The sequence below is a fragment of the Caulobacter sp. FV2ps19 genome (assembly GCF_058681035.1).
In genome coordinates, this window is record NZ_CM178729.1 from 878,372 (window position 1) to 897,500 (window position 19,129).

Annotated in this window: 15 protein-coding genes and 1 rRNA gene (1 of these 16 only partly in view); 10 read left to right on the forward strand and 6 right to left on the reverse strand. The window is 68.0% G+C overall.

Annotated features, from left to right (window positions below):
* Positions 1–4: 4 nt before the first annotated feature.
* From addA to ACW18B_RS04235, 6 genes are all read right to left on the reverse strand, one after another.
* Entirely contained in the window at positions 5–3,463 is a 3,459-nt protein-coding gene (gene addA, locus ACW18B_RS04210; protein ID WP_492049809.1) for a double-strand break repair helicase AddA, read from the reverse strand.
* Positions 3,464–3,596: 133 nt separating this feature from the next.
* Positions 3,597–6,569, reverse strand: a complete 2,973-nt coding sequence (addB, locus tag ACW18B_RS04215; protein ID WP_492049811.1) for a double-strand break repair protein AddB — start codon at positions 6,567–6,569, stop codon at positions 3,597–3,599.
* A complete protein-coding gene (murU, locus tag ACW18B_RS04220) occupies positions 6,566–7,297 on the reverse strand; it encodes an N-acetylmuramate alpha-1-phosphate uridylyltransferase MurU (RefSeq protein ID WP_492049813.1) in 732 nt (243 codons plus the stop codon). The genes addB and murU overlap by 4 nt, the downstream gene beginning before the upstream one ends.
* Positions 7,294–8,382, reverse strand: coding sequence for an N-acetylmuramate/N-acetylglucosamine kinase AmgK (gene amgK, locus ACW18B_RS04225; protein ID WP_492049815.1), 1,089 nt, complete (start codon positions 8,380–8,382; stop codon positions 7,294–7,296). The genes murU and amgK overlap by 4 nt, the downstream gene beginning before the upstream one ends.
* Positions 8,372–8,833, reverse strand: coding sequence for a tRNA (adenosine(37)-N6)-threonylcarbamoyltransferase complex ATPase subunit type 1 TsaE (gene tsaE, locus ACW18B_RS04230; RefSeq protein WP_492049817.1), 462 nt, complete (start codon positions 8,831–8,833; stop codon positions 8,372–8,374). Before tsaE ends, amgK begins: the two co-directional genes overlap by 11 nt.
* The gene (locus ACW18B_RS04235; protein ID WP_492049818.1) at positions 8,830–9,693 is read right to left on the reverse strand and encodes a 1-acyl-sn-glycerol-3-phosphate acyltransferase; all 864 of its coding nucleotides are present in this window, start codon (positions 9,691–9,693) and stop codon (positions 8,830–8,832) included. The genes tsaE and ACW18B_RS04235 overlap by 4 nt, the downstream gene beginning before the upstream one ends.
* A 100-nt stretch (positions 9,694–9,793) precedes the next feature.
* Here ACW18B_RS04235 and ACW18B_RS04240 point away from each other — a divergent pair, with 100 nt between their 5' ends.
* From ACW18B_RS04240 to ACW18B_RS04285, 10 genes are all read left to right on the forward strand, one after another.
* Positions 9,794–10,429, forward strand: coding sequence for a hypothetical protein (locus ACW18B_RS04240; RefSeq protein WP_492049820.1), 636 nt, complete (start codon positions 9,794–9,796; stop codon positions 10,427–10,429).
* A 175-nt stretch (positions 10,430–10,604) separates the two neighbouring features.
* Positions 10,605–11,723, forward strand: a complete 1,119-nt coding sequence (gene zapE, locus ACW18B_RS04245; RefSeq protein ID WP_492049822.1) for a cell division protein ZapE — start codon at positions 10,605–10,607, stop codon at positions 11,721–11,723.
* 46 nt (positions 11,724–11,769) lie between these two features.
* Positions 11,770–12,354: an NUDIX domain-containing protein gene (locus ACW18B_RS04250; RefSeq protein WP_492049824.1), complete on the forward strand. Its 585-nt coding sequence runs from the start codon at positions 11,770–11,772 to the stop codon at positions 12,352–12,354.
* Between the two features lie 213 nt (positions 12,355–12,567).
* Positions 12,568–12,975 (forward strand): succinate dehydrogenase, cytochrome b556 subunit, encoded by a 408-nt coding sequence (gene sdhC / locus ACW18B_RS04255; protein WP_492049826.1) that lies wholly within the window; start codon positions 12,568–12,570, stop codon positions 12,973–12,975.
* A gap of 2 nt (positions 12,976–12,977) precedes the next feature.
* Positions 12,978–13,382, forward strand: coding sequence for a succinate dehydrogenase, hydrophobic membrane anchor protein (gene sdhD, locus ACW18B_RS04260; RefSeq protein WP_492049828.1), 405 nt, complete (start codon positions 12,978–12,980; stop codon positions 13,380–13,382).
* Entirely contained in the window at positions 13,382–15,169 is a 1,788-nt protein-coding gene (sdhA, locus tag ACW18B_RS04265) for a succinate dehydrogenase flavoprotein subunit (protein WP_492049830.1), read from the forward strand. Before sdhD ends, sdhA begins: the two co-directional genes overlap by 1 nt.
* Before the next feature lie 7 nt (positions 15,170–15,176).
* Complete coding sequence (locus ACW18B_RS04270; protein WP_492049831.1) at positions 15,177–15,959, forward strand: succinate dehydrogenase iron-sulfur subunit; 783 nt, start codon at positions 15,177–15,179, stop codon at positions 15,957–15,959.
* Positions 15,960–16,054: 95 nt separating this feature from the next.
* Positions 16,055–17,284 carry an NAD(P)/FAD-dependent oxidoreductase gene (locus ACW18B_RS04275; protein WP_492051870.1) on the forward strand — a complete coding sequence of 410 codons (1,230 nt, stop codon included), beginning with the start codon at positions 16,055–16,057 and terminating at the stop codon, positions 17,282–17,284.
* A gap of 42 nt (positions 17,285–17,326) precedes the next feature.
* Positions 17,327–17,647 (forward strand): 2Fe-2S iron-sulfur cluster-binding protein, encoded by a 321-nt coding sequence (locus ACW18B_RS04280; RefSeq protein ID WP_047403792.1) that lies wholly within the window; start codon positions 17,327–17,329, stop codon positions 17,645–17,647.
* Positions 17,648–18,483: 836 nt separating this feature from the next.
* Positions 18,484–19,129 (forward strand): 16S ribosomal RNA (locus ACW18B_RS04285); it runs 838 nt beyond the window's last position.

The following is a 19,129-nucleotide window of genomic DNA, read 5'->3' on the forward strand; positions in this document are numbered from 1 at the left end:
CGGCCTAGCCGATCCGTCGCAGCGCGTCGGAGATCACCTTTTCTGAAACCGGCATCAGTTTGGGACCATCCGTCCACACCAGGGCCGCCTCGACCGGGCGGTCAGGGAAGACCTCGCGCAGCACCGCCACATAGACCGCCATCTGGGCCAGATAGGCCGGATCGGCGTCTTCGATCGCGGCCGGGGCGGGGCGATTGGTCTTGTAATCGACCACCAGAACCCGCTCGCGTGTCACCACCAGCCGGTCGACCCGGCCCGAGATCGCCAGGCCCTTGGGCAGCAGCGCGCTGGTTCCGGCCAGGGCCACCTCGGCCCGCGAACCGGGACCGAACACGGCGGCGAAGCGGTCGTCCTCCAGAACGCCGAAGGCGGCGGCCGTCATCTCGCCGCGCTGGTCGTCCGACAGGTCGCGCTCGGCGGCCAGCAGGCGGTCGCCGGCCGCGCGGCGCTCGGCCGGCGCGACGTCGGGCAGGATCTGCAGCAGGCGGTGAATGATCTCGCCGCGCCGATAGCGGCCCAGACCTTCGACCTTGGCCAGGGGCGAGGGGGCGGGGGCCCGGGAATCGGCCTCGTCCTCGATCCGCGAGGGGGCGGCATAGCGGGCGGTGGCCGGTTCCGCCGGCGCCGGGCCCGTCGCCCAGCCGGGCAGGGGCGCGGTGAGCACCTCGGCCAGGGTCGCCTTGGGCAGGGTCCTGGGATCGGGCCCAAACCGCAGGATCGGCGCGTCGGGATCGCCGATCTGGCGCACCTCGGGGGCGATGTCGGGATGGGCGAAGGCCGCTCGCGCCGCCGCGTACCAGCCGCCGACATTTTCATCCTTGGTGCGCGCGTCGATGCGGCCGCACAGCACCAGGCGGTCGCGAGCCCTCGTCAGGGCCACATAGTAGAGCCGCAGGGCCTCTTCGGCCTCCTTGCTGTCGCGTCGTTCGCGGGCGGCGGTCGAGGCGGCGCAGTCGGACTTCGCGCCCGTCGACCACAGCACGCCGCCCTCTTCGGTGGCCAGCAGCGGCGAGCCGCCGGCCCCGCGCTTCACCGTGGTCTCGGGCAGGAAGACGATCGGCGCCTCCAGGCCCTTGGAGCCGTGGGCGGTCATCACCCGCACCTCGCGCCGGGCCCCTTCCATCTCGCGCTTGACGATGATGTCCAGGGCCGCGAAGTCGGCGACCAGGGCTTCCAGATCGCGGATATTGCGCTGCTCGGCGGCCATCACCTGGGCCAGGAACTCGTCCAGCGCCTCGTCGGCCTCGCCGCCCAGCCGGGTCAGGATCCTGGCGCGGTTGGACAGGCCCCCGGCGTCGACCTTGCCCAGCAAAGTCGCGAAGAACTCGAACGGCTGGCGCTTGCGGCCCTCGACCAGACACCAGGCCAGCAGGTCCTGAGCGGCGCCCCAGCGAGGATCCTGATCGGCGCGCTCTGACAGCACGGTCCACAGCGTCGCCGTGCGGCCCTTGGCCAGGGCGTAGACGTCCTCGTCGGTCAGGCCGCAGAACGGGCTCTTGAGCAGGGCCGCCAGGGTCAGGTCGTCGTCGGGGAACAGCACGAACCGGCCCAGGGCCAGCAGGTCGTCAAAGGCGATATGGGCCGACAGCGACAGCCGGTCGGCCCCGGCCACCGGCACGCCGCGCCGCTTCAGGGCCCGGATGATCTCCTCGAACAGCACCTTGCGGCGGCGCACCAGGATCAGGATGTCGCCGGCATGGGCGGCGCGACGTTTCCGCGTCTCCTTGTCATGGACCTCGTCGCCGCGATCCAGGATGGCCTTGATTTCGTCGGCCATGGCCTCGGCCAGACGGCGGTTGGCGCTGTGCTCGGTCTGAGCGTCGACCGGCGCTTCCCAGGCGTCGCGCTCCTCGCCGGGGAATTCGCGCGTCAGGGGCCACAGGTCCACGCAGCCGGGGCCGTCGGTGCGGAACGGCTGGTGGGTGACCAGGTCATCGCCGGCCGGGGGCGGCACGCCCGCGCGGGTGGCCGGATCGGAGAACAGGGCGTCGACGAAGCTCAGCACCTCGCGGGTCGAGCGATAGGAGACGGTCAGAGGCACCCCCAACCCGACCTGCCCGACGGCCTCGATCTGGCTGAGATAGGCCTGGGTCTCGATCAGCAGGCGCTGCGGATCGGCCCCCTGGAACGAATAGATCGACTGTTTCTCGTCGCCGACCACGAACAGGGTCCGCGTATCGCGACCCTTGCGCCAGCCGCCCGCTCCGGCCCCGGCGAAGAAGTCGGCGGTTAAAGCCCGCAGGATCGCCCACTGGTCGGGGGCGGTGTCCTGGGCCTCGTCCAGCAGGATGTGGTCGATGCCGCCGTCCAGCTTGTAGAGCACCCAGGCCGCGTCGACCTTCTGGGTCAGCAGCACCTTGGCGTGGTCGATCAGGTCGGTGAAGTCCAGGGCCCCGCGCGCCGCCTTCTCGTTGCCGTGGGCCAGGATGTACAGCGAGGCCAGCCGCAGAGCGCCAGCCGTGTCGTGGGCCACCCCGGCGGCGCGAACCTGCTGGCGCACGAACGACAGGCGGTCAGTCTCTTCCAGCAGGGCCTCGCGCAGATCCTCCCGCGCCTTGAAGGTGGTGGTGGTCTGCAGGTGCTTGCGGGGATCTTCCTTGTCGGTGAACAGCGCCGACAGGGCGTCGCTGAACTCTCCGGTGGCCAGGGTCAGCCGAAGGCGCGCCGCGTGCTCGGTGTCGCGAGCCTTGCCGCTGGATTCCAGCAGGCTGGCGCAGGCTTCCCACAGGTCGGGATCCAGCTCGGCCATCGCCTCGCCGGCGACGGCTTCCGGGTCGGTGGGCGCGTCGAAGCCGCAGACCCGCCAGACATCATCGATCGCGCCGCTCAGGCCGCCATGGCGCTGCAGATAGTCGGCGATCGCCCCGCGCCGGATCTCGAACGTGCCGAACATCGACTCGAAAGCGGCGAAGTCCAGGGCCACCGAGAAGCGGGCATAGGCTTCGGCATAGGCGTCATCATGGGTGTCGACATAGGTCGCCACCGTGCGGCGGGCGGCGCGGGCCACGGCGGCGCCGGCCGAATCGTCCATCACCACGAAGCCGGGCGACACCCCGGCCTCCAGCGGAAAGCGCCGCAGCAGCTTTTCGCAGAAGGCGTGAATGGTCTGGATCTTCAGGCCGCCGGGCGTCTCCAGGGCGCGGGCGAACAGGGCCCGGGCCTTGGACAGGTCGCCGGTGTCGAAGGTCGCCTCGGGCTCGCCGACCAGCCGGGACAGTTCCGTGCGCAGCGGGCCGTCGGCGGTCACCGACCACCCGCCCAGCCGCTCGAACAGTCGGCGCTGCATCTCGGCGGCGGCGGCCTTGGTATAGGTCACGCACAGGATCGCCTCGGGCGCCGACCCGGCCAGCAGCAGCCGCGCCACCCGGTCGATCAGGGTCTTGGTCTTGCCCGATCCGGCATTGGCGGTGACGAAGGCCGAGATGGTGGGGTCGGCGGCGACGCGTTGGGGGTCGTGCGTCATCGTCCTCCCCCTGAAGGGGGAGGGGTCGGCGAAGCCGACGGAGGGGGAAGTGCGGTTGACGAGGGATCACTTCCCCCTCCGGCCCTTCGGGCCGCCTCCCCCATCAGGGGGAGGACGAGCGCCGCGAAACCCCTCACTCCGAACCCTCCCCATCGTCGCCGCTGGTCGACCACTCGAACACCCGCGCCAGGTGGGCGTAGTCTCCGGGGTGTTCCTTGACGAACTGCGGGGCCGTGCGCGAGCGGTAGGGCTCGGCCGGGTCGTCATAGCGGCGGATCAGGGCGCGCAGGCCGTCCAGGGCCTCGATCGCGGCCTGCTCGCTGTCGGCGGCGGTGACCCGCACCTCCTCCAGCCCTGCGGGCTTGCGGCCCGTGACCCGGACATAGGTCAGGTCGCCCGGCTTGCGGTCCTGCAGATCGGGGAAGCCGCCGTTCAGCAGGATGGCCGCCGTCAGGGTCAGCTGCGGCGAGAAGCCGGTCTCGACCTGCTTCTTGCTGGGCGCGGCGCCGGTCTTGTAGTCGAGGATATGGGCCAGGCCGTCGCGGGTGGGCTCTATGCGGTCGGCCTTGGCGGTCAGGGTGAAGGGGCGGCCGTCGATGTCGAAGGTCAGGCGGCCCTCGGCCTCGACGATGATGCTTTGAGCTTTGGCGCGGCGGTCGCGCTCCCAGTCGGCGACCCAGGCTGCGGCTTCCCTGGCCAGGGCGCGTTCGCGGGCCAGGGCCGTCGGCGGCATGCCGGCCGCGACCAGCTCGCCCATATAGAGCCCCTCGAAGATCGCCGCCGCGTCGGCGGGGACCGGCCCTGGATGCTGTTCGGCGAAGATCTCGAAGGCGGCGTGGATGGCGGTGCCGCGGGCCCTGGCCTCGACCGGCTCGTCAGGACGCTCCAGCGGATAGAGCCGCAGAATGTCGCGGGCCCAGACGGCGTAGGGGTCGCGGGTCAGGGCCTCGACCCGGGTCACGGCCATGCGGCGCGGACGGTCGGCGACCGGCGGGGTCGGGGCGGGGCGGGGATAGGGGGCATAGGCGCCGGGCGCATCGAGGGCGCGAGCCCAGTCCAGGGCGTCCTGGCGCTGCGGCAGCTTCAGGCCCGCGCCGCCGGCCAGGGTCTTCAGCCGCCACAGCCAGCGCGACTCGACGGCCGGCGCGCCGCCGCGCCGCTCGCAATGGACCAGGATCACGTCCGGCGCGCTGGCGGCCTGGGCGAAGTCGTGGGCGGTCAGGCCGACCCGGCGCTCGGGCGGCGGCAGGCCCAGCTTTTCGCGCATCGGCCGCGACAGGAACGGATCGATCGGCGCGCCCTGCGGCCAGATCCCTTCCTCCAGCCCCGCCAGCACCAGCCGGTCGGCGCGCACCAGCCGGGCCTCGATGGCCCCCAGGATCCGCAGACGCGGATGGGTGGCGCCGCCGACCCGCAGGGTCTCCTCATTGACCAGCCGGTCGAGGATGTCGGCGAAGGCCTGCGGCTTCTCATCGGGCAGAACGACCCCATCCTCGATCAGGGCCGAGAGCAGAGAGCCCAGGCATTCGCCGGCCTGGCCGATCCACAGGCGGTCGGGACCGGTCAGAGCCTCCAGCGCCTCGGTCAGGGCCAGGGCCGCCCTGGCGGGCGGCGCCAGATCGTCGACATAGGGCGAGCGGGCGTGGGCGATGGCGGCCAGAAGCCTCAGGGCCAGGGCCTGGGCGTTGGGATGTTCCTCCAACCGCTTGAGCAGGGCGTCGGTTGAGCGCGGCGCGGGGCCGCGGAGGCCTTTCAGCTCCAGCGTTGTCGAGGCTTCCGGGTCGTCATCCGACCGCACCAGCGGATGTTTGGCCAGGGCCAGCAGGCGCACCGGATCCAGCGGATCGACGACCAGACCGGCCAGGTGCTGGGCCAGGATCGCTGCCGGGCTGGCGGCCAGGGGCGCGCCGGCCGAACTGTCGGGGATCACCCCCCAGCGCAGCAGCCGCGCATTGACCCGGCGGGCCAGGGTCTGGTCTGGCGTGACCAGAGCGGCGGTCTGGCCCGGAGTCTCCAGCGCCTCGCGCAGCAGCAAGGCGCAGGCGCTGGCGGCCTCCTCCTCGGTGCGGGCCGAGATCAGGGAGAGACCCTTCAGACCCTCGGCGACGGGGTCGAGATCCGGCGCTTCGGCGCGCAGGCTGTCGATCTGGGCCAGCCAGTCGGCGGTGGCCTCGGCCGGGCGCAGGGCCTCATTGACGATCCGCCGACGCCAGCGGCCGCGGCTGTCGCTCTCCGGGAACCACGGCCGCACGTCGGCGCGGGTGATGCCGGCGCGGTCCAGCAGGCGACGCATGGCGCCTTGCGGGTGCTGCTCGCTGACCTTGTCCCAGGCGCTTTCGGCGAGATCCTCGTCCAGGCCCGGCAGCACCACGGCGCCCAGCGGGGCGGCGGCGACCACGCGCAGCAGGTCGGCGGTGGCCGGGGCCGTGCCGGTCGAGCCGGCGGCGACCAGCACTTCGGTCGGGGGGTGCTCGGTCCAGCGCTTGGCCAGGGCCCGCAGCAGCAGCACGCGGCGGTCGGCGACGTCGATCAGGCCCAGCTCGGTCAGGCGTTTTGGCCAGGCGGCCAGCACCGCCTTGAGAAATCTTGCCGAGACTTGCCAGTGCTGGGCCAGATCGCCGTCGGCCAGGCCGTCCAGCTTGCCGTCGGTGTTGATTTCCTCGATCCGGCAGCTGTCGAGAAAGTCCGACAGGGCCTTGGCCATCTCCAGCGCCTGGGACGCGCCGGGGGTGAAGGTCAGGAGGTCCGCGTGATCGACCACGATCCGGGCCAGCTCGAACCGGCGGCGGCGGGAGCTGATGGCCGGCGGCAGGTCGAGGGCCAGGTCGCCGGGCTCGAACGGCGGCTCGCCCTCGTCCAGGTCGCCCAGCGGCCGGATCTGCGGCAGAAGCAGGGCCTTGCCGTCGCTGGCGGCCAGCAGGGCGTCGGCCACGGCCCGGGCCCCGCGCCGGGTGGGGGTCAGCAGGGTGGCGCGCGGCAGGGCCTCGGGGCCCATGTGCGACACGGCCGCCAGAAAGCCCCGGGCCAGATCGTCGACGAACGGACGATGGGCCGGGATCGAGAACCAGCGCGGCCCCTCTTGGCCGAAGGGGCCGCTGAAGATCATTTCAGTTTCGCTTCCGCCAGATCCCGCGCGCCGGGATCGCCGACATGCATCCACAGCCCCTCGGGCGCCACGCCGCGGACGCGGTGGTCGGCGGCCAGCCCCTTCCAGATCGGCAGCAGCGAGAAGGGGCCCTCGGGTCCTTGCGCCGTAACGGTCGGCTTGCAGATATGGACGCCGACATAGACCAGCGGGGCGGTCTCGCCGGGGGTCTTGAAGCGCACGATGCCGTCCTGGAGGAACACGTCGCCGCTGTCGTGGAAGCCCAGCGATCCGGCGGTCGAGGCCAGCAGCAGACAGACGTCCATGGCGTCGGGATCCCAGGCCGTCGCGACGGCGTCGAGGGCCGGGGCGCCGGTCTCGATCCACACGGAATCGATGTTGGCCACCCAGACGGGCCCGTCGCCCAGCAGCGGCAGGGCGTGCTTGATGCCGCCGCCGGTCTCCAGGGCCTGGGGGCGCTCATCCGAGATGACGATGCGCGGGCCCAGTCCCTTGGCCTGGCGGGCTTTGAGATGGGCCTCCAGCCGGTCGGCGAAGGCGTGGACGTTGACCACGGCGGTCTCGACCCCGGCCTCGACCAGGCGATCGAGCATGTGGTCGATCAGCGCCCGGCCGCCGACCTCGACCAGGGCCTTGGGCCGGTCGTCGGTGAGCGGACGCATGCGGGTGCCGAGCCCCGCGGCCAGGACCATCGCGATCTTGGGGGCGATCTTGGGGGCGGGGCTCATCGGCGGGCCTCGGTCGGCACGTGGGTGTCGAACCAGGTCTTGAGGTCCGCCAGGGCCGGATCAGCGAAGCAGACGTCGAGATAGGTCCACAGCCGGGGAATGAAGTCGGCATAGCGCGGCTTGCCGTCGCGGGTCACCAGTCGGGCGAAGATCCCCAGGATGCGCAGGATATTGAGCGCGCCCAGGGCGTGATAGTCGGCCAGGAAGGCGGTGCGATCCAGCTGCGGCCGGGCGGCCAGATAGCGATCCAGGCAGGCGGACTCACGTTCGGGCGACACCGTGCGGCGGGCGTCATGCAGCAGCATCGACAGGTCCCAGGCCGGATGGGCCAGCACCGCGTCCTGGAAGTCGAGCAGGCCGACCCGCGCGGCGCCCGAGCGCTCGGGCAGCCAGATCATGTTCTCGGCGTGATAGTCGCGATGGCAGAAGACGGTGGCGCCCGCCTCGCCGATCTGCCGGATCGGCGCCCAGATCGCCTCCCAGTCGGCGATGGCGGCGGCGTCGAACGAAACGTCGCGGAACTTCGGCTGCCACTCGATGAAGATGTCGTGGGCGGTCTTCAGAGCCAGATCGTCATAGGTTAGCAGCGGCCAGGTGGAGCCGTCGAAGGCCAGCACGTCCGGCGTCGGCGCGGCGTGGATCGCCAGCAGGCCATCGATGGCGGCGTCATAGAGCGGCGCTTCGTCGGTCCCGGCTTCGATCAGCCGCGCATAGAGATCGTCGCCCAGATCTTCCAGCACGGCCAGACCAGCGGCCGGATCGGCGGCCAGCACCTTGGGCGCGGACAAGCCCTGCGCCTTCAGCCAGCCGGCGCAGGCGACGAAGGCGTCCACCCGACCGGCGGCCAGCCGGGCCAGGGCGTTATAGCCCAGCGCCGCGCGTTCGGCCGGGGTGGCGTCCGGCGGGCAGGGCGCGGACTCCACCGAAGGCGGCTGGTCCATGAAGATGAAGCTGACGCCGCCGTCTCGATGCAGGCGCTCATAGCTGCGGGTCGAGGCGTCGCCGCCGAGGCTCTCGCGGCGCACATCGCCATAGCCGTGGGCCTGTAGAAACGCGGCCTTGGCCGTCTCGCGCTCAGAACTCAAGGGGGCGTCCTTCAAACTCACCGTGCGGGGTGACGGTGACGCGTCGCGCGTCGCCGTCCAGAGCGATGTCTATATCGAGCCGATTGACCGGCAAACGCCCTTCCAGCCTTTGTGGCCATTCGATCAGCGCCACGCCGCCGTCCAGGGCCTCGTCCAGGCCGATCTCATAGGCCTCGTCCGGATCGGTCAGGCGATAGAGGTCGAAATGGGCCAGGGGGAAGGCCGCCGTCTCATAGAACTGCACCAGGGTGAAGGTGGGACTGGGCACCTCCTCGTCGGGCGTGGTCAGGGCGCGGATCAGGGCGCGGGCCAGGGTCGACTTGCCGGCCCCCAGGGGACCGGTCAGGCAGAGGGCGTCGCCGGGCCGCAGGGCCCGGGCCAGGGCGGCGCCCAGCGCCTGGGTGGCGGCCTCGTCGGCCAGGGCACGGGGGGCGAGGCGGGTGGGGCTCAAGTCAGCGATCCGTCGGGATGGTCGGGCAGGGTGGCCTCCACATAGCGCTTCAGGGCCAGCGTGGCTTCCCCCGTATCGGCCGCCAGGGCGTTCGGGTCGAGCGGCCGGCCGATGACCAGCTGGAACCTGCGGCCGGTCTTGTTGAGCAGTTCGTGGAAGAGGGTGATGTCGCGCAGTTCCTGCGAGCGCCGGTCGAACAGATGGAACAGGGTCGACCATGGCCCGCTCACATGCACCGGTGCGATCGGCGCGTCATATTTGCGGGCGATGGACACGGCCGACGGGGCCCAGGGCGGATCGGTCAGCCGGCCGTCCTCGCCCCGCACCGCCAGGCGACCGGCCGGGAAGATCATCAAGGCGCGCTCGGCCTCCATCGCCTCGCGGGTCATGGCCAGGGTCAGGCGCAGGCGATCGCGGGTGCGCTTGGCCTCGACCCACTCCACCGGGATCAGCACCTCGTCGAACCGGGGGCACACCCGATGGGCGTCGGCATTGGCGTAGAAGGCGAGATCGGAGCGTACCGGCTTCAGGGCGTCATAGACGGCGACGCCGTCGGCGATGCCGGTGGGATGGTTGGCGACAATGATCACCCGGCCCGTCGGCGGCAGGTTTTCCAGGCCGCGCACCGCGACCTTCAGGTCCAGCAGCGCGGAAACATGTTGCAGGGCCGCCCGACCGCCGATCGCGGCGATGGCGTCGGCCATGCGCCGGGCCTTGCCATAGCCCAGCAGGGCATAGAGCGGTGGTCGCACCAGCGGCCACAGGGACGAGCCGCACAGCCGAGGCGCACGCTCGGCGATCAGCGCGTCGACAATATGTGGGGGCCTGAGCGCCGGATGCGCCTCTGGAGCGTTGACCATGGGCGCGAGCTTAGGCGCCGTGCGGGTCGATGTCAGGAAAATTGACGACCGGCGTCGCAGGGTTGAGCCTAGGGTGCGACGATCGATGGGAGGGCTGAACGTGAACAAGCTGAAGATCGGGCTGATCGCCCTTCTGGTGGTGGCCGTGGTCGGGGCTGGCGCCTTTGGCTACTGGAACATGGAACTGCGCTGGCGGCCCAAGACCATCACCAAACACCAGGCCGAGATCGCCAAGATCCTGCAGGAGTCCGGCTGGGTGTCGCCGGGTCTGCCGGGGCCGAAGTTCTACATGGTCAGTTTCCGCACCTGCCCCGACTGCGTGCGCTTCAAGGCCGAGGAGTTTCCCAAGCTGCACGCGGCCGGCGTCGACACCCGGCTGATCGAGATCGCCCGCGCCGAGCGCAATGGCGTGCAAAAATCCACCCCGGTCGAGCGCGCCACAGTGGCGGAGCTCTGGGTCAATCGCAGCTGGGCGCTGTCGGAGCGCTGGGATGCGACCCCGGTCGAGGCCTGGACCGCGCCGGGCATCAAGCCGGCCGATGGCGATATCGCCCGCACCGCGGTGATCGAGGCCGGCCGCGCCAATGTCGAAAAGCTGATTCCGCTGCTGAAAGACAATGGCGTCAAGTTCGCCTGGCCGCTGATGGTGTGGTGGACGAAGGACGGCCAGATGCGGGCCTGCGCTTGCGAACGCAGCGAGACCTATCGGTTCGTGAGGAAGGAACTGGGGGCTTAAAGTCTGGAAGACTCGCCCCCTCGGGGCCGCTTCGCGACCGTCCTCCCCAGAGGGGGAAGATGAGATCGGCGCGGTTCATCTTCCCCCTCTGGGGGAGGAGCGCGTCAGCGCGGAGGGGGTGAGTCGGTGAGCAACCCCTTCCCCTGTCGCGTTCGTCGCGCTAACCGCAGTTTCGATGCCCACTTCACTTCGCACCGCCTATCGCGCGCTTCTGGCCCAGGGCGAGATCCGCCCCGATGTCGCCCAGGCCGCGGCCGTCGAGGCCCTGTCGCGGCTGGAGGCCGATCTCGACTCGGCCGGCGAGCCCGGCTTCTCGCTGTTCGGCCGCAAGCCCAAGAGCCAGCGGGGCGTTTATCTTTGGGGACCGGTGGGGCGCGGCAAGTCCATGGTAATGGACCTGTTCTTTGAGTCCGCCCCGGTCGCGCGCAAGCGTCGCATCCACTTCCACGCCTTCATGGCCGAGGTCCACGCCCACATCGACGCCTGGCGCAAGGGCGACGCGGCCGAGCGCAAGGCGCGGTTCGGTCAGCACAAGGGCGATGATCCGATCGCCCCGACCGCAGACCTGATCGCCGGCCAGGCGCGGCTGCTGTGCTTTGACGAGCTGCAGGTCACCGACATCGCCGACGCCATGATCCTGGGGCGACTGTTCGAAGCGCTCTTCGCCCAGGGCGTCACCCTGGTGGCGACGTCCAACCGCCCGCCGGACGACCTCTACAAGGACGGGCTGAACCGTCAGCTGTTTGTCCCCTTCATCGAGATGCTGAAGACGGCGCTGGATGTGGTGGCCGTGCGCGGGCCGGTGGATTTCCGTCTGGATCGCCTGCGGGCCGCGCGCACTTGGCTGGCCCCCAATGATACGGCCAGCCAGGCCGAGTTCGAGCGGCTTTGGGCCGATCTGCTGGACGGGGCGGCCGAGACCGGCGCGACCTTGGAGGTGCTGGGCCGCAAGATGCGCCTGCCGCGCGCCGCCGGCGGCCTGCTGCGCTCGTCATTCGCCAGTCTGTGCCAGCAGGCCCTGGGGCCTCAGGACTATCTGGCCCTCGCCCAGCGCTTCCACACCATCTTCCTGGAAGACATCCCGCGCCTGACGCCGGAGCGGCGCGATGCAGCCAAGCGGTTCAACACCCTGATCGATTCGCTCTATGAAGCCGACGCCAAGCTTGTGGCTCTGGCCGAAGCCGAGCCCGAGGCGCTCTATCCGGCCGGTGACGGGTCGTTCGAGTTCGAGCGCACCGTGTCGCGCCTGCAGGAAATGCGGTCGGCCGACTATGTGGCCCGGGTGCGCGACTAATCCGCGCGGGTTTCGGCGCGCCACGCGTCAATGATGAGGAACGACCATGAGCGTCAAGGACCGCATCCGGATCCGCGAGGAGCGCCTGCTCTCCGACAACTGGTATGTCCTGAAGACCACCCGCTTTGACTGGAAGCGCCGCGACGGCAGCTGGCAGACCCAGAGCCGCGAGACCTATGACCGGGGCAATGGCGCGGTGTTGCTGCCCTATAATCTGGCCACCCGCACGGTGCTGCTGGTCCGGCAGTTCCGCTATCCGGCCTTTGTCAACGGTTATGACGGCCTGCTGATCGAGGCCGCCGCCGGCCTGCTCGACGACGCGGCGCCCGAGGTCAGCATCCGCGCCGAGGTCGAGGAGGAGCTGGGCTATCGCCTGGGCGAGGTGCGCAAGGTCTTTGAGGCCTTCATGAGCCCGGGATCCGTGACCGAGATCCTGCACTTCTTCGTGGCCGAGTACGACGCCGCCATGCGGATCGGCGACGGCGGCGGCCATCCGGACGAGGGCGAGGACATCGAGGTTCTGGAGCCGACCATCGACGAGGCCCTGGCCATGATCGCCGACGGCCGCATCGTCGACGCCAAGACCATCATGCTGCTGCAGCATCTGGCCCTGCACATCCTGCGCGGCTAGGCGCCTCCCAAGCCGATCCGCGGCCTGAAGAAGAAGCGGGCGTCGGGCGGGCCTGCATCTTCGTGAGCGATTGGATCGTAGCTGAACGGTGATCAGCTCGGGGCGATCATGGCTATGAGAACGTTTCTCAATAAGGACCGCTTCGTTGACACCCTCGCCCTCGCGCTTAAAAGCATCCCGCAACGCACAAAGGCTACTGGGGTTGGACCTGACATGACCGACACGAGCCGGGGGCTGCCAGAGCGCCCGATGTCGCCGCACCTTCAAGTGTGGCGTTGGCACATCACGATGGCCTGCTCGATTTTGCATCGCGCCTGCATCATGGGCCTCTATGTCGGGACCGTGATTCTGGCGGGTTGGGCCCTGTCCCTGGCGCTGGGGCCTGACGCCTATGCGGTCTATGTGGCCCTTCTGGGCTCGGTGATCGGCAAGCTGGTGATGATCGGCCTGACCTTCGCCCTGTTCTTCAACATCGCCTATACGATCCGCCAGACCTTCTGGGACGCCGGTGTGGGCTTCGCCCTGAAGACCGCCGACCTGACGGGCGCCGCCGCCATCGCCTTCGCGGTGGTCGCCACGATCGTCACCTGGGTGATCGCCAACGCCGCAGGAGCGTTCTGAGCATGTCTGAAGTTCATTCCGAACGTTTCCGCACGCCGCTGTCGCGCGCTCGCGGCACGGGGGCTTCCCGTCACGGCGTCAGCCACTTCATGACCGAGCGCGTCTCGGGCATGGCCTTGGTGCCGCTGTCGCTGTGGGCCGTGTTCGCCGGCCTCAAGCTGGGCGCCGGTGATTTCGAGGCCGCCGCCGTGTGGCTGTCCAGCCCGATCAACGCCGTGCTGGTGTGCCTGCTGCTGGTCACCGCCCTGATCCATCTGCAGGGCGCCGTCCAGGTCGTGATCGAGGACTATATCCACAAGTTCACGACCAAGAGCGCCCTGGTCATCCTCAATATCTTCGTCTGCGTGCTCAGCGGCGCGCTTGGGGTCTTCTCGATCCTGAAGCTCGCCCTCACCGGAGCCTTTTGATGTCGGCCTACAAGTTCATCGATCACAAGTTCGACGTCGTCGTCGTCGGCGCCGGCGGCTCGGGCCTGCGCGCCGCGCTCGGCTGCGCCCAGGCGGGTCTGAAGACCGCCTGCGTCACCAAGGTGTTCCCGACCCGCAGCCACACCGTGGCGGCGCAGGGCGGCATCTCGGCCTCGCTGGGCAATATGGGCCAGGATGACTGGCGCTGGCACATGTACGACACCGTCAAGGGGTCGGACTGGCTGGGCGACCAGGACGCCATCGAATATCTGACCCGCAACGCGCCGGCCGCCGTCTATGAGCTCGAGCACTGGGGCGTGCCCTTCTCGCGCACCGCCGACGGCAAGATCTATCAGCGCGCCTTTGGCGGCATGACCAAGAACTATGGCGAAGGCCCGATCCAGCGCACCTGCGCGGCGGCCGACCGCACCGGTCACGCCATGCTGCACACGATGTACGGCCAGTCCCTGGCCCATGACACCGAGTTCTTCATCGAGTACTTCGCCCTCGACCTGATCATGGAAGACGGCGTGTGCCGGGGCATCACCGCCTGGAAGCTCGACGACGGCACCCTGCACCGCTTTCAGGCCCAGCAAGTCATCCTGGCGACGGGCGGTTATGGCCGCGCCTATTTCTCGGCCACCTCGGCCCACACCTGCACTGGCGACGGCAACGCCATGGCCCTGCGCGCCGGCCTGCCGCTGCAGGACATGGAATTCGTGCAGTTCCACCCCACCGGCATCTATGGCGCCGGCTGCCTGATCACCGAAGGCGCCCGCGGCGAAGGCGGCTATCTGACCAACTCCGAAGGCGAGCGCTTCATGGAGCGCTATGCGCCGTCCGTGAAGGATCTGGCCCCGCGCGACATGGTCAGCCGGGCCATGACCATCGAGATCCGTGAAGGTCGCGGCGTGGGTCCCAACAAGGACCACATCTTCCTGCACCTGGATCACCTGGATCCGAAGATTCTGCACGAGCGCCTGCCCGGCATCTCCGAGACCGCCAAGGTCTTCGCCGGCGTCGACGTGACCAAGGCGCCGATCCCGGTCCTGCCGACCGTCCACTACAACATGGGCGGCATCCCGACCAACTTCCACGGCGAAGTCGTCACCAAGTCGGGCAAGAATCCCGACCAGGTGATCCCCGGCCTGATGGCCGTGGGCGAGGCGGCCTGCGTGTCTGTGCACGGCGCCAACCGCCTGGGCTCCAACTCGCTGATCGACCTGGTGGTGTTCGGTCGCGCCGCGGCCCTGCGCTGCGCCGAAATCCTCAAGCCCGGCGCCAAGCAGCCGGAACTGAAGGACGCCCAGACCGATCCGCATCTGGCGCGCTTCGATCGCTATCGCAACGCCAACGGCACACAGGGCACCGCCGCGCTGCGCCTTGAAATGCAAAAGGCCATGCAGGAAGACGCTGCGGTGTTCCGGACCGGCGAAACCCTGGTCGGCGGCGCCCAGCGCCTGGCGACGGTGTGGGAAAAGGCCAAGGACATCAAGGTCAGCGACCGCGGGCTGGTGTGGAACACCGACCTGATGGAGACCCTGGAGTTCGACAACCTGATCGGCCAGGCGGTCGTGACGGTGGCCGGCGCGGTCAACCGCACCGAGAGCCGCGGCGCCCACGCCCGGGAAGACTTCTCCGAGCGTCGCGACGACGAGTGGATGAAGCACACCCTGGCCTGGCTCAATGTCGACACCGGCAAGGTGAAGATCGATTACCGGCCGGTCCACAGCTACACGATGTCGGAAGACATCGCTTACATTCCCCCCAAAGCACGGGTTTATTGAGGGTCCTATGGTTGAGCTGACGCTTCCCAAGAACTCCCAGGTCAAGGCCGGCAAGCACTGGCCGGCGCCCGCTGGGGCCACGAAGGTCAAGACCTTCAAGATCTATCGCTACGATCCTGAAGCGGGCGGCAATCCGCGCTGGGATACGTACGATGTCGATATGGAAGCGGTCGGGCCGATGGTCCTGGACGCCCTGCTCTATATCAAGAACAGCATCGACCCGACCCTGGCCTTCCGCCGGTCGTGCCGCGAAGGGGTCTGCGGCTCCTGCGCCATGAACATCGGCGGCCGCAACACCCTGGCCTGCACCCATGGCTGGGCCGAAGTGCCCGGCAAGGCCGTTCAGATCGCGCCGCTGCCGCACGCGCCGGTGGTCAAGGATCTGATCCCGGACCTGACGCTGTTCTACGCGCAGTACGCCTCGATCGAACCCTGGCTGCACACCGACACCCCCGAGCCCCAGGCCGAATGGCGCCAGAGCCCGGAAGACCGTCTGAAGCTGGACGGTCTCTATGAGTGCATCCTCTGCGCCTGCTGTTCGACCTCGTGCCCCAGCTACTGGTGGAACGGCGACAAGTATCTGGGCCCGGCGGCCCTGCTGCACGCCTATCGCTGGCTGATCGACAGCCGTGACGAAGCATCCGGCGACCGCCTCGACCAGCTCGAGGATCCGTTCAAGCTCTATCGCTGCCACACGATCATGAACTGCGCCCAGGTCTGCCCCAAGGGCCTGAACCCCGCCAAGGCGATCGCCGAGATCAAGAAGATGATGGTCGAGCGCGTCGTCTGACGCGTTCGTTCGCTTCTCTTTCGAAGGTGCTTGCCAAAAGGTGACGCCGCCGTCACTTTTGACAAAAGGGAGGGCGCGTGTTGAGCGCAGCTGAATTGGGTGATCTGAACGCGCGGGTCGTGATCCTCGGCGCCGGCCATGCCGGCGGCTCGGCGGCGGCCTTTCTGCGTCAGTACGGTCACACCGGCCCGATCGTGCTGATCGGCGATGAGCCGCTGCTGCCCTATCAGCGGCCGCCCCTGTCCAAGGCCTGGCTCAAGGGCGAGGCCGACGCCGATTCCCTCTCGCTCAAGCCGGCTGAATGGTACGCCGAAGCCGGGGTGTCCCTGCGCCTGGGGGGCGTGGCGACCCGGATTGATCGCGCCGACAGGATCGTCACCCTGGCTTCGGGCGAAACCGTCCCTTACGACTATCTGATCCTGGCCACCGGCGCCCGGGCCCGGGCCCTGCCGATCCCCGGCGCTGACCTGCAGGGGGTGTTGGCCCTCCGCACCGCCGCCGACGCCGAGCAGCTCAAACAGGCCCTGGGTCCGGATAAGCGTTTGGCCGTGGTCGGGGGCGGCTATGTCGGACTGGAAGCCGCCGCCTCGGCCCGGGCTCTGGGCGGCCATGTGCTGATCATCGAGCGCGAGAGTCGCGTTTTGGCCCGGGTGGCCTGCGAGATCCTGTCGACCTTCTTTCAGGATTATCACAGCCGGCGCGGCGTCGGGTTCGAACTCAACGCCGGCGTCGCGGCTTTCGAGGGCGAGAACGACCATGTTACGGGCGTGCGCTTTACCGATGGCCGGATCGTCGCCTGTGACGTTGTCCTGGTCGGGGTCGGGGCGATCCCCAATGATGAACTGGCCCGGGATGCGGGGCTCGATTGCGTCAATGGCGTGGTCGTCAATCTGGAAGCGCGCACCGCCGATGAGCGGATCTTCGCCATCGGTGATGTCAGTCATCGGCCCCTGCCGCTCTATGACCGCCAGTTCCGGCTGGAGAGCGTGCCCAATGCGCTGGAACAGGCCAAGCAGGCCGCCTCTGCGATCGTCGGTCGCGCCGGACCGGTTCCTGAAGTGCCGTGGTTCTGGTCGGATCAGTATGATCTGAAGCTGCAGATCGCCGGCCTGCCGTTCGACGCCGACCGCATCATCGTGCGCGGCGATGTCGCCGCCGCGAAATTTGCGGTCTTTCATTTAAAGGGCGACCTGATTCAGGCCGTCGAAGCGATCAATGCCCCGCCCGAATTCATGGCCGGCAAGCAACTGATCGCCAAACGCACGCCGGTGTCGGTGGAAAAGCTCGCCGACATCACGATATCCATGAAGGACGTGGCGGCCTGAAAGCCGCCCAGAGGGGACCCGGAAGGGGAAGTAGGGAAGCGCATGGCCAAGATCACCTATATCGAGCACGACGGCACGGAACACGCCCTCGAGGTCAAGCCGGGCCTGACGGTCATGGAAGGCGCGGTGAAGAACAATGTGCCCGGGATCGACGCCGACTGCGGCGGCGCCTGCGCCTGCGCCACCTGCCATGTCTATGTGGATGACGCCTGGCTGGCCAAGACCGGCGACAAGTCGGCCATGGAAGAGTCGATGCTCGACTTTGCCGAGAACGTCGAGCCCAACAGCCGGCTGTCCTGCCAGATCAAGGTGAGCGACGCCCTCGACGGCCTGGTCGTCCGGCTGCCGGAAAGCCAGCATTAACGACGCCGTCCAAAAAGCGTCGTTATATCGTCACCTAGGGCTTGCCATGAGCGGGGCGCGGGACTAAATCCGCCCCTCGCTCGGAACCGCATCGCGGCCGAACGACGCGGCCCCGAAAGGGTGCTTGCATCGTCCGGTTCGCTTCGTTAGTCTCCGCGCTCCAATCGACTCGGTAATGGACACATGAGGGCGGCCTCGGCGGCCCTGGTCCATTCTTTTGCCTTTTTGCTCCCCGGTTTCGGGTTTCAAAAAGTTCCAAACGAGCCGGTTGACTTCGGAGTGTCGCCTCTTTAGAAGCGCCGCTCCGGGCATCGCCGCCAAGACTTCGCAAGACTTCAGCGGCGCGATGTTAAGTCTATCTACCAGTTGTTCTGAAGTTTCTTCGAAATAATCGGTTGACTGACTAGGTTGGTTTCTCTAGAAGCTGGCCGCTCTGGTGGATCCGGGATTTCCCGGGGCTCACCGCTCTGGTTCGAAACGTTTTGAAAAAAACGATTTGACACGGAATTCGAGGTTGGATAGATAGCCGCCTCCGCCGACACTGGGCGCTAAACGGTGGTGCTGCTGAGAGGCGGTTCTGGGAGCTTCGGCTCTGGGTCTTTGACATTGTTGATTTGGAAAGAGAAACGCAGGCGGCGGCGCTCTGGCGATGGACTGAAAAGGTTCATCTCGAACGCTGACAAATGCGGTCTCTTGAAGACACCATGAATATCATGGACTGAAGGCTTCGGTCTTCAATCCATCGATGTGATTGGGAACTCGTCAAGATACTATGCAAACCAGAACCAATTCCTCGGTTTTCCCCTTGGAATTGAAGTCTGTGTTAGCGGTCAACTCAACCTGAGAGTTTGATCCTGGCTCAGAGCGAACGCTGGCGGCAGGCCTAACACATGCAAGTCGAACGGATCCTTCGGGATTAGTGGCGGACGGGTGAGTAACACGTGGGAACGTGCCTTTTGGTTCGGAACAACTCAGGGAAACTTGAGCTAATACCGGATAAGCCTTTCGAGGGAAAGATTTATCGCCATTAGAGCGGCCCGCGTAGGATTAGCTAGTTGGTGGGGTAAAGGCCCACCAAGGCTACGATCCTTAGCTGGTCTGAGAGGATGATCAGCCACATTGGGACTGAGACACGGCCCAAACTCCTACGGGAGGCAGCAGTGGGGAATCTTGCGCAATGGGCGAAAGCCTGACGCAGCCATGCCGCGTGAATGATGAAGGTCTTAGGATTGTAAAATTCTTTCACCGAGGACGATAATGACGGTACTCGGAGAAGAAGCCCCGGCTAACTTCGTGCCAGCAGCCGCGGTAATACGAAGGGGGCTAGCGTTGCTCGGAATTACTGGGCGTAAAGGGAGCGTAGGCGGATAGTTTAGTCAGAGGTGAAAGCCCAGGGCTCAACCTTGGAATTGCCTTTGATACTGGCTATCTTGAGTACGGAAGAGGTATGTGGAACTCCGAGTGTAGAGGTGAAATTCGTAG

Bases quoted from the DNA above. Each gene is read 5' to 3' on its own strand.
- addA (WP_492049809.1), bottom strand. From the start codon at position 3,463: ATGACGCACGACCCCCAACGCGTCGCCGCCGACCCCACCATCTCGGCC.
- addB (WP_492049811.1), bottom strand. From the start codon at position 6,569: ATGATCTTCAGCGGCCCCTTCGGCCAAGAGGGGCCGCGCTGGTTCTCG.
- murU (WP_492049813.1), bottom strand. From the start codon at position 7,297: ATGAGCCCCGCCCCCAAGATCGCCCCCAAGATCGCGATGGTCCTGGCC.
- ACW18B_RS04235 (WP_492049818.1), bottom strand. From the start codon at position 9,693: ATGGTCAACGCTCCAGAGGCGCATCCGGCGCTCAGGCCCCCACATATT.
- zapE (WP_492049822.1), top strand. From the start codon at position 10,605: ATGCCCACTTCACTTCGCACCGCCTATCGCGCGCTTCTGGCCCAGGGC.
- ACW18B_RS04250 (WP_492049824.1), top strand. From the start codon at position 11,770: ATGAGCGTCAAGGACCGCATCCGGATCCGCGAGGAGCGCCTGCTCTCC.
- sdhC (WP_492049826.1), top strand. From the start codon at position 12,568: ATGACCGACACGAGCCGGGGGCTGCCAGAGCGCCCGATGTCGCCGCAC.
- sdhD (WP_492049828.1), top strand. From the start codon at position 12,978: ATGTCTGAAGTTCATTCCGAACGTTTCCGCACGCCGCTGTCGCGCGCT.
- sdhA (WP_492049830.1), top strand. From the start codon at position 13,382: ATGTCGGCCTACAAGTTCATCGATCACAAGTTCGACGTCGTCGTCGTC.
- ACW18B_RS04270 (WP_492049831.1), top strand. From the start codon at position 15,177: ATGGTTGAGCTGACGCTTCCCAAGAACTCCCAGGTCAAGGCCGGCAAG.
- ACW18B_RS04280 (WP_047403792.1), top strand. From the start codon at position 17,327: ATGGCCAAGATCACCTATATCGAGCACGACGGCACGGAACACGCCCTC.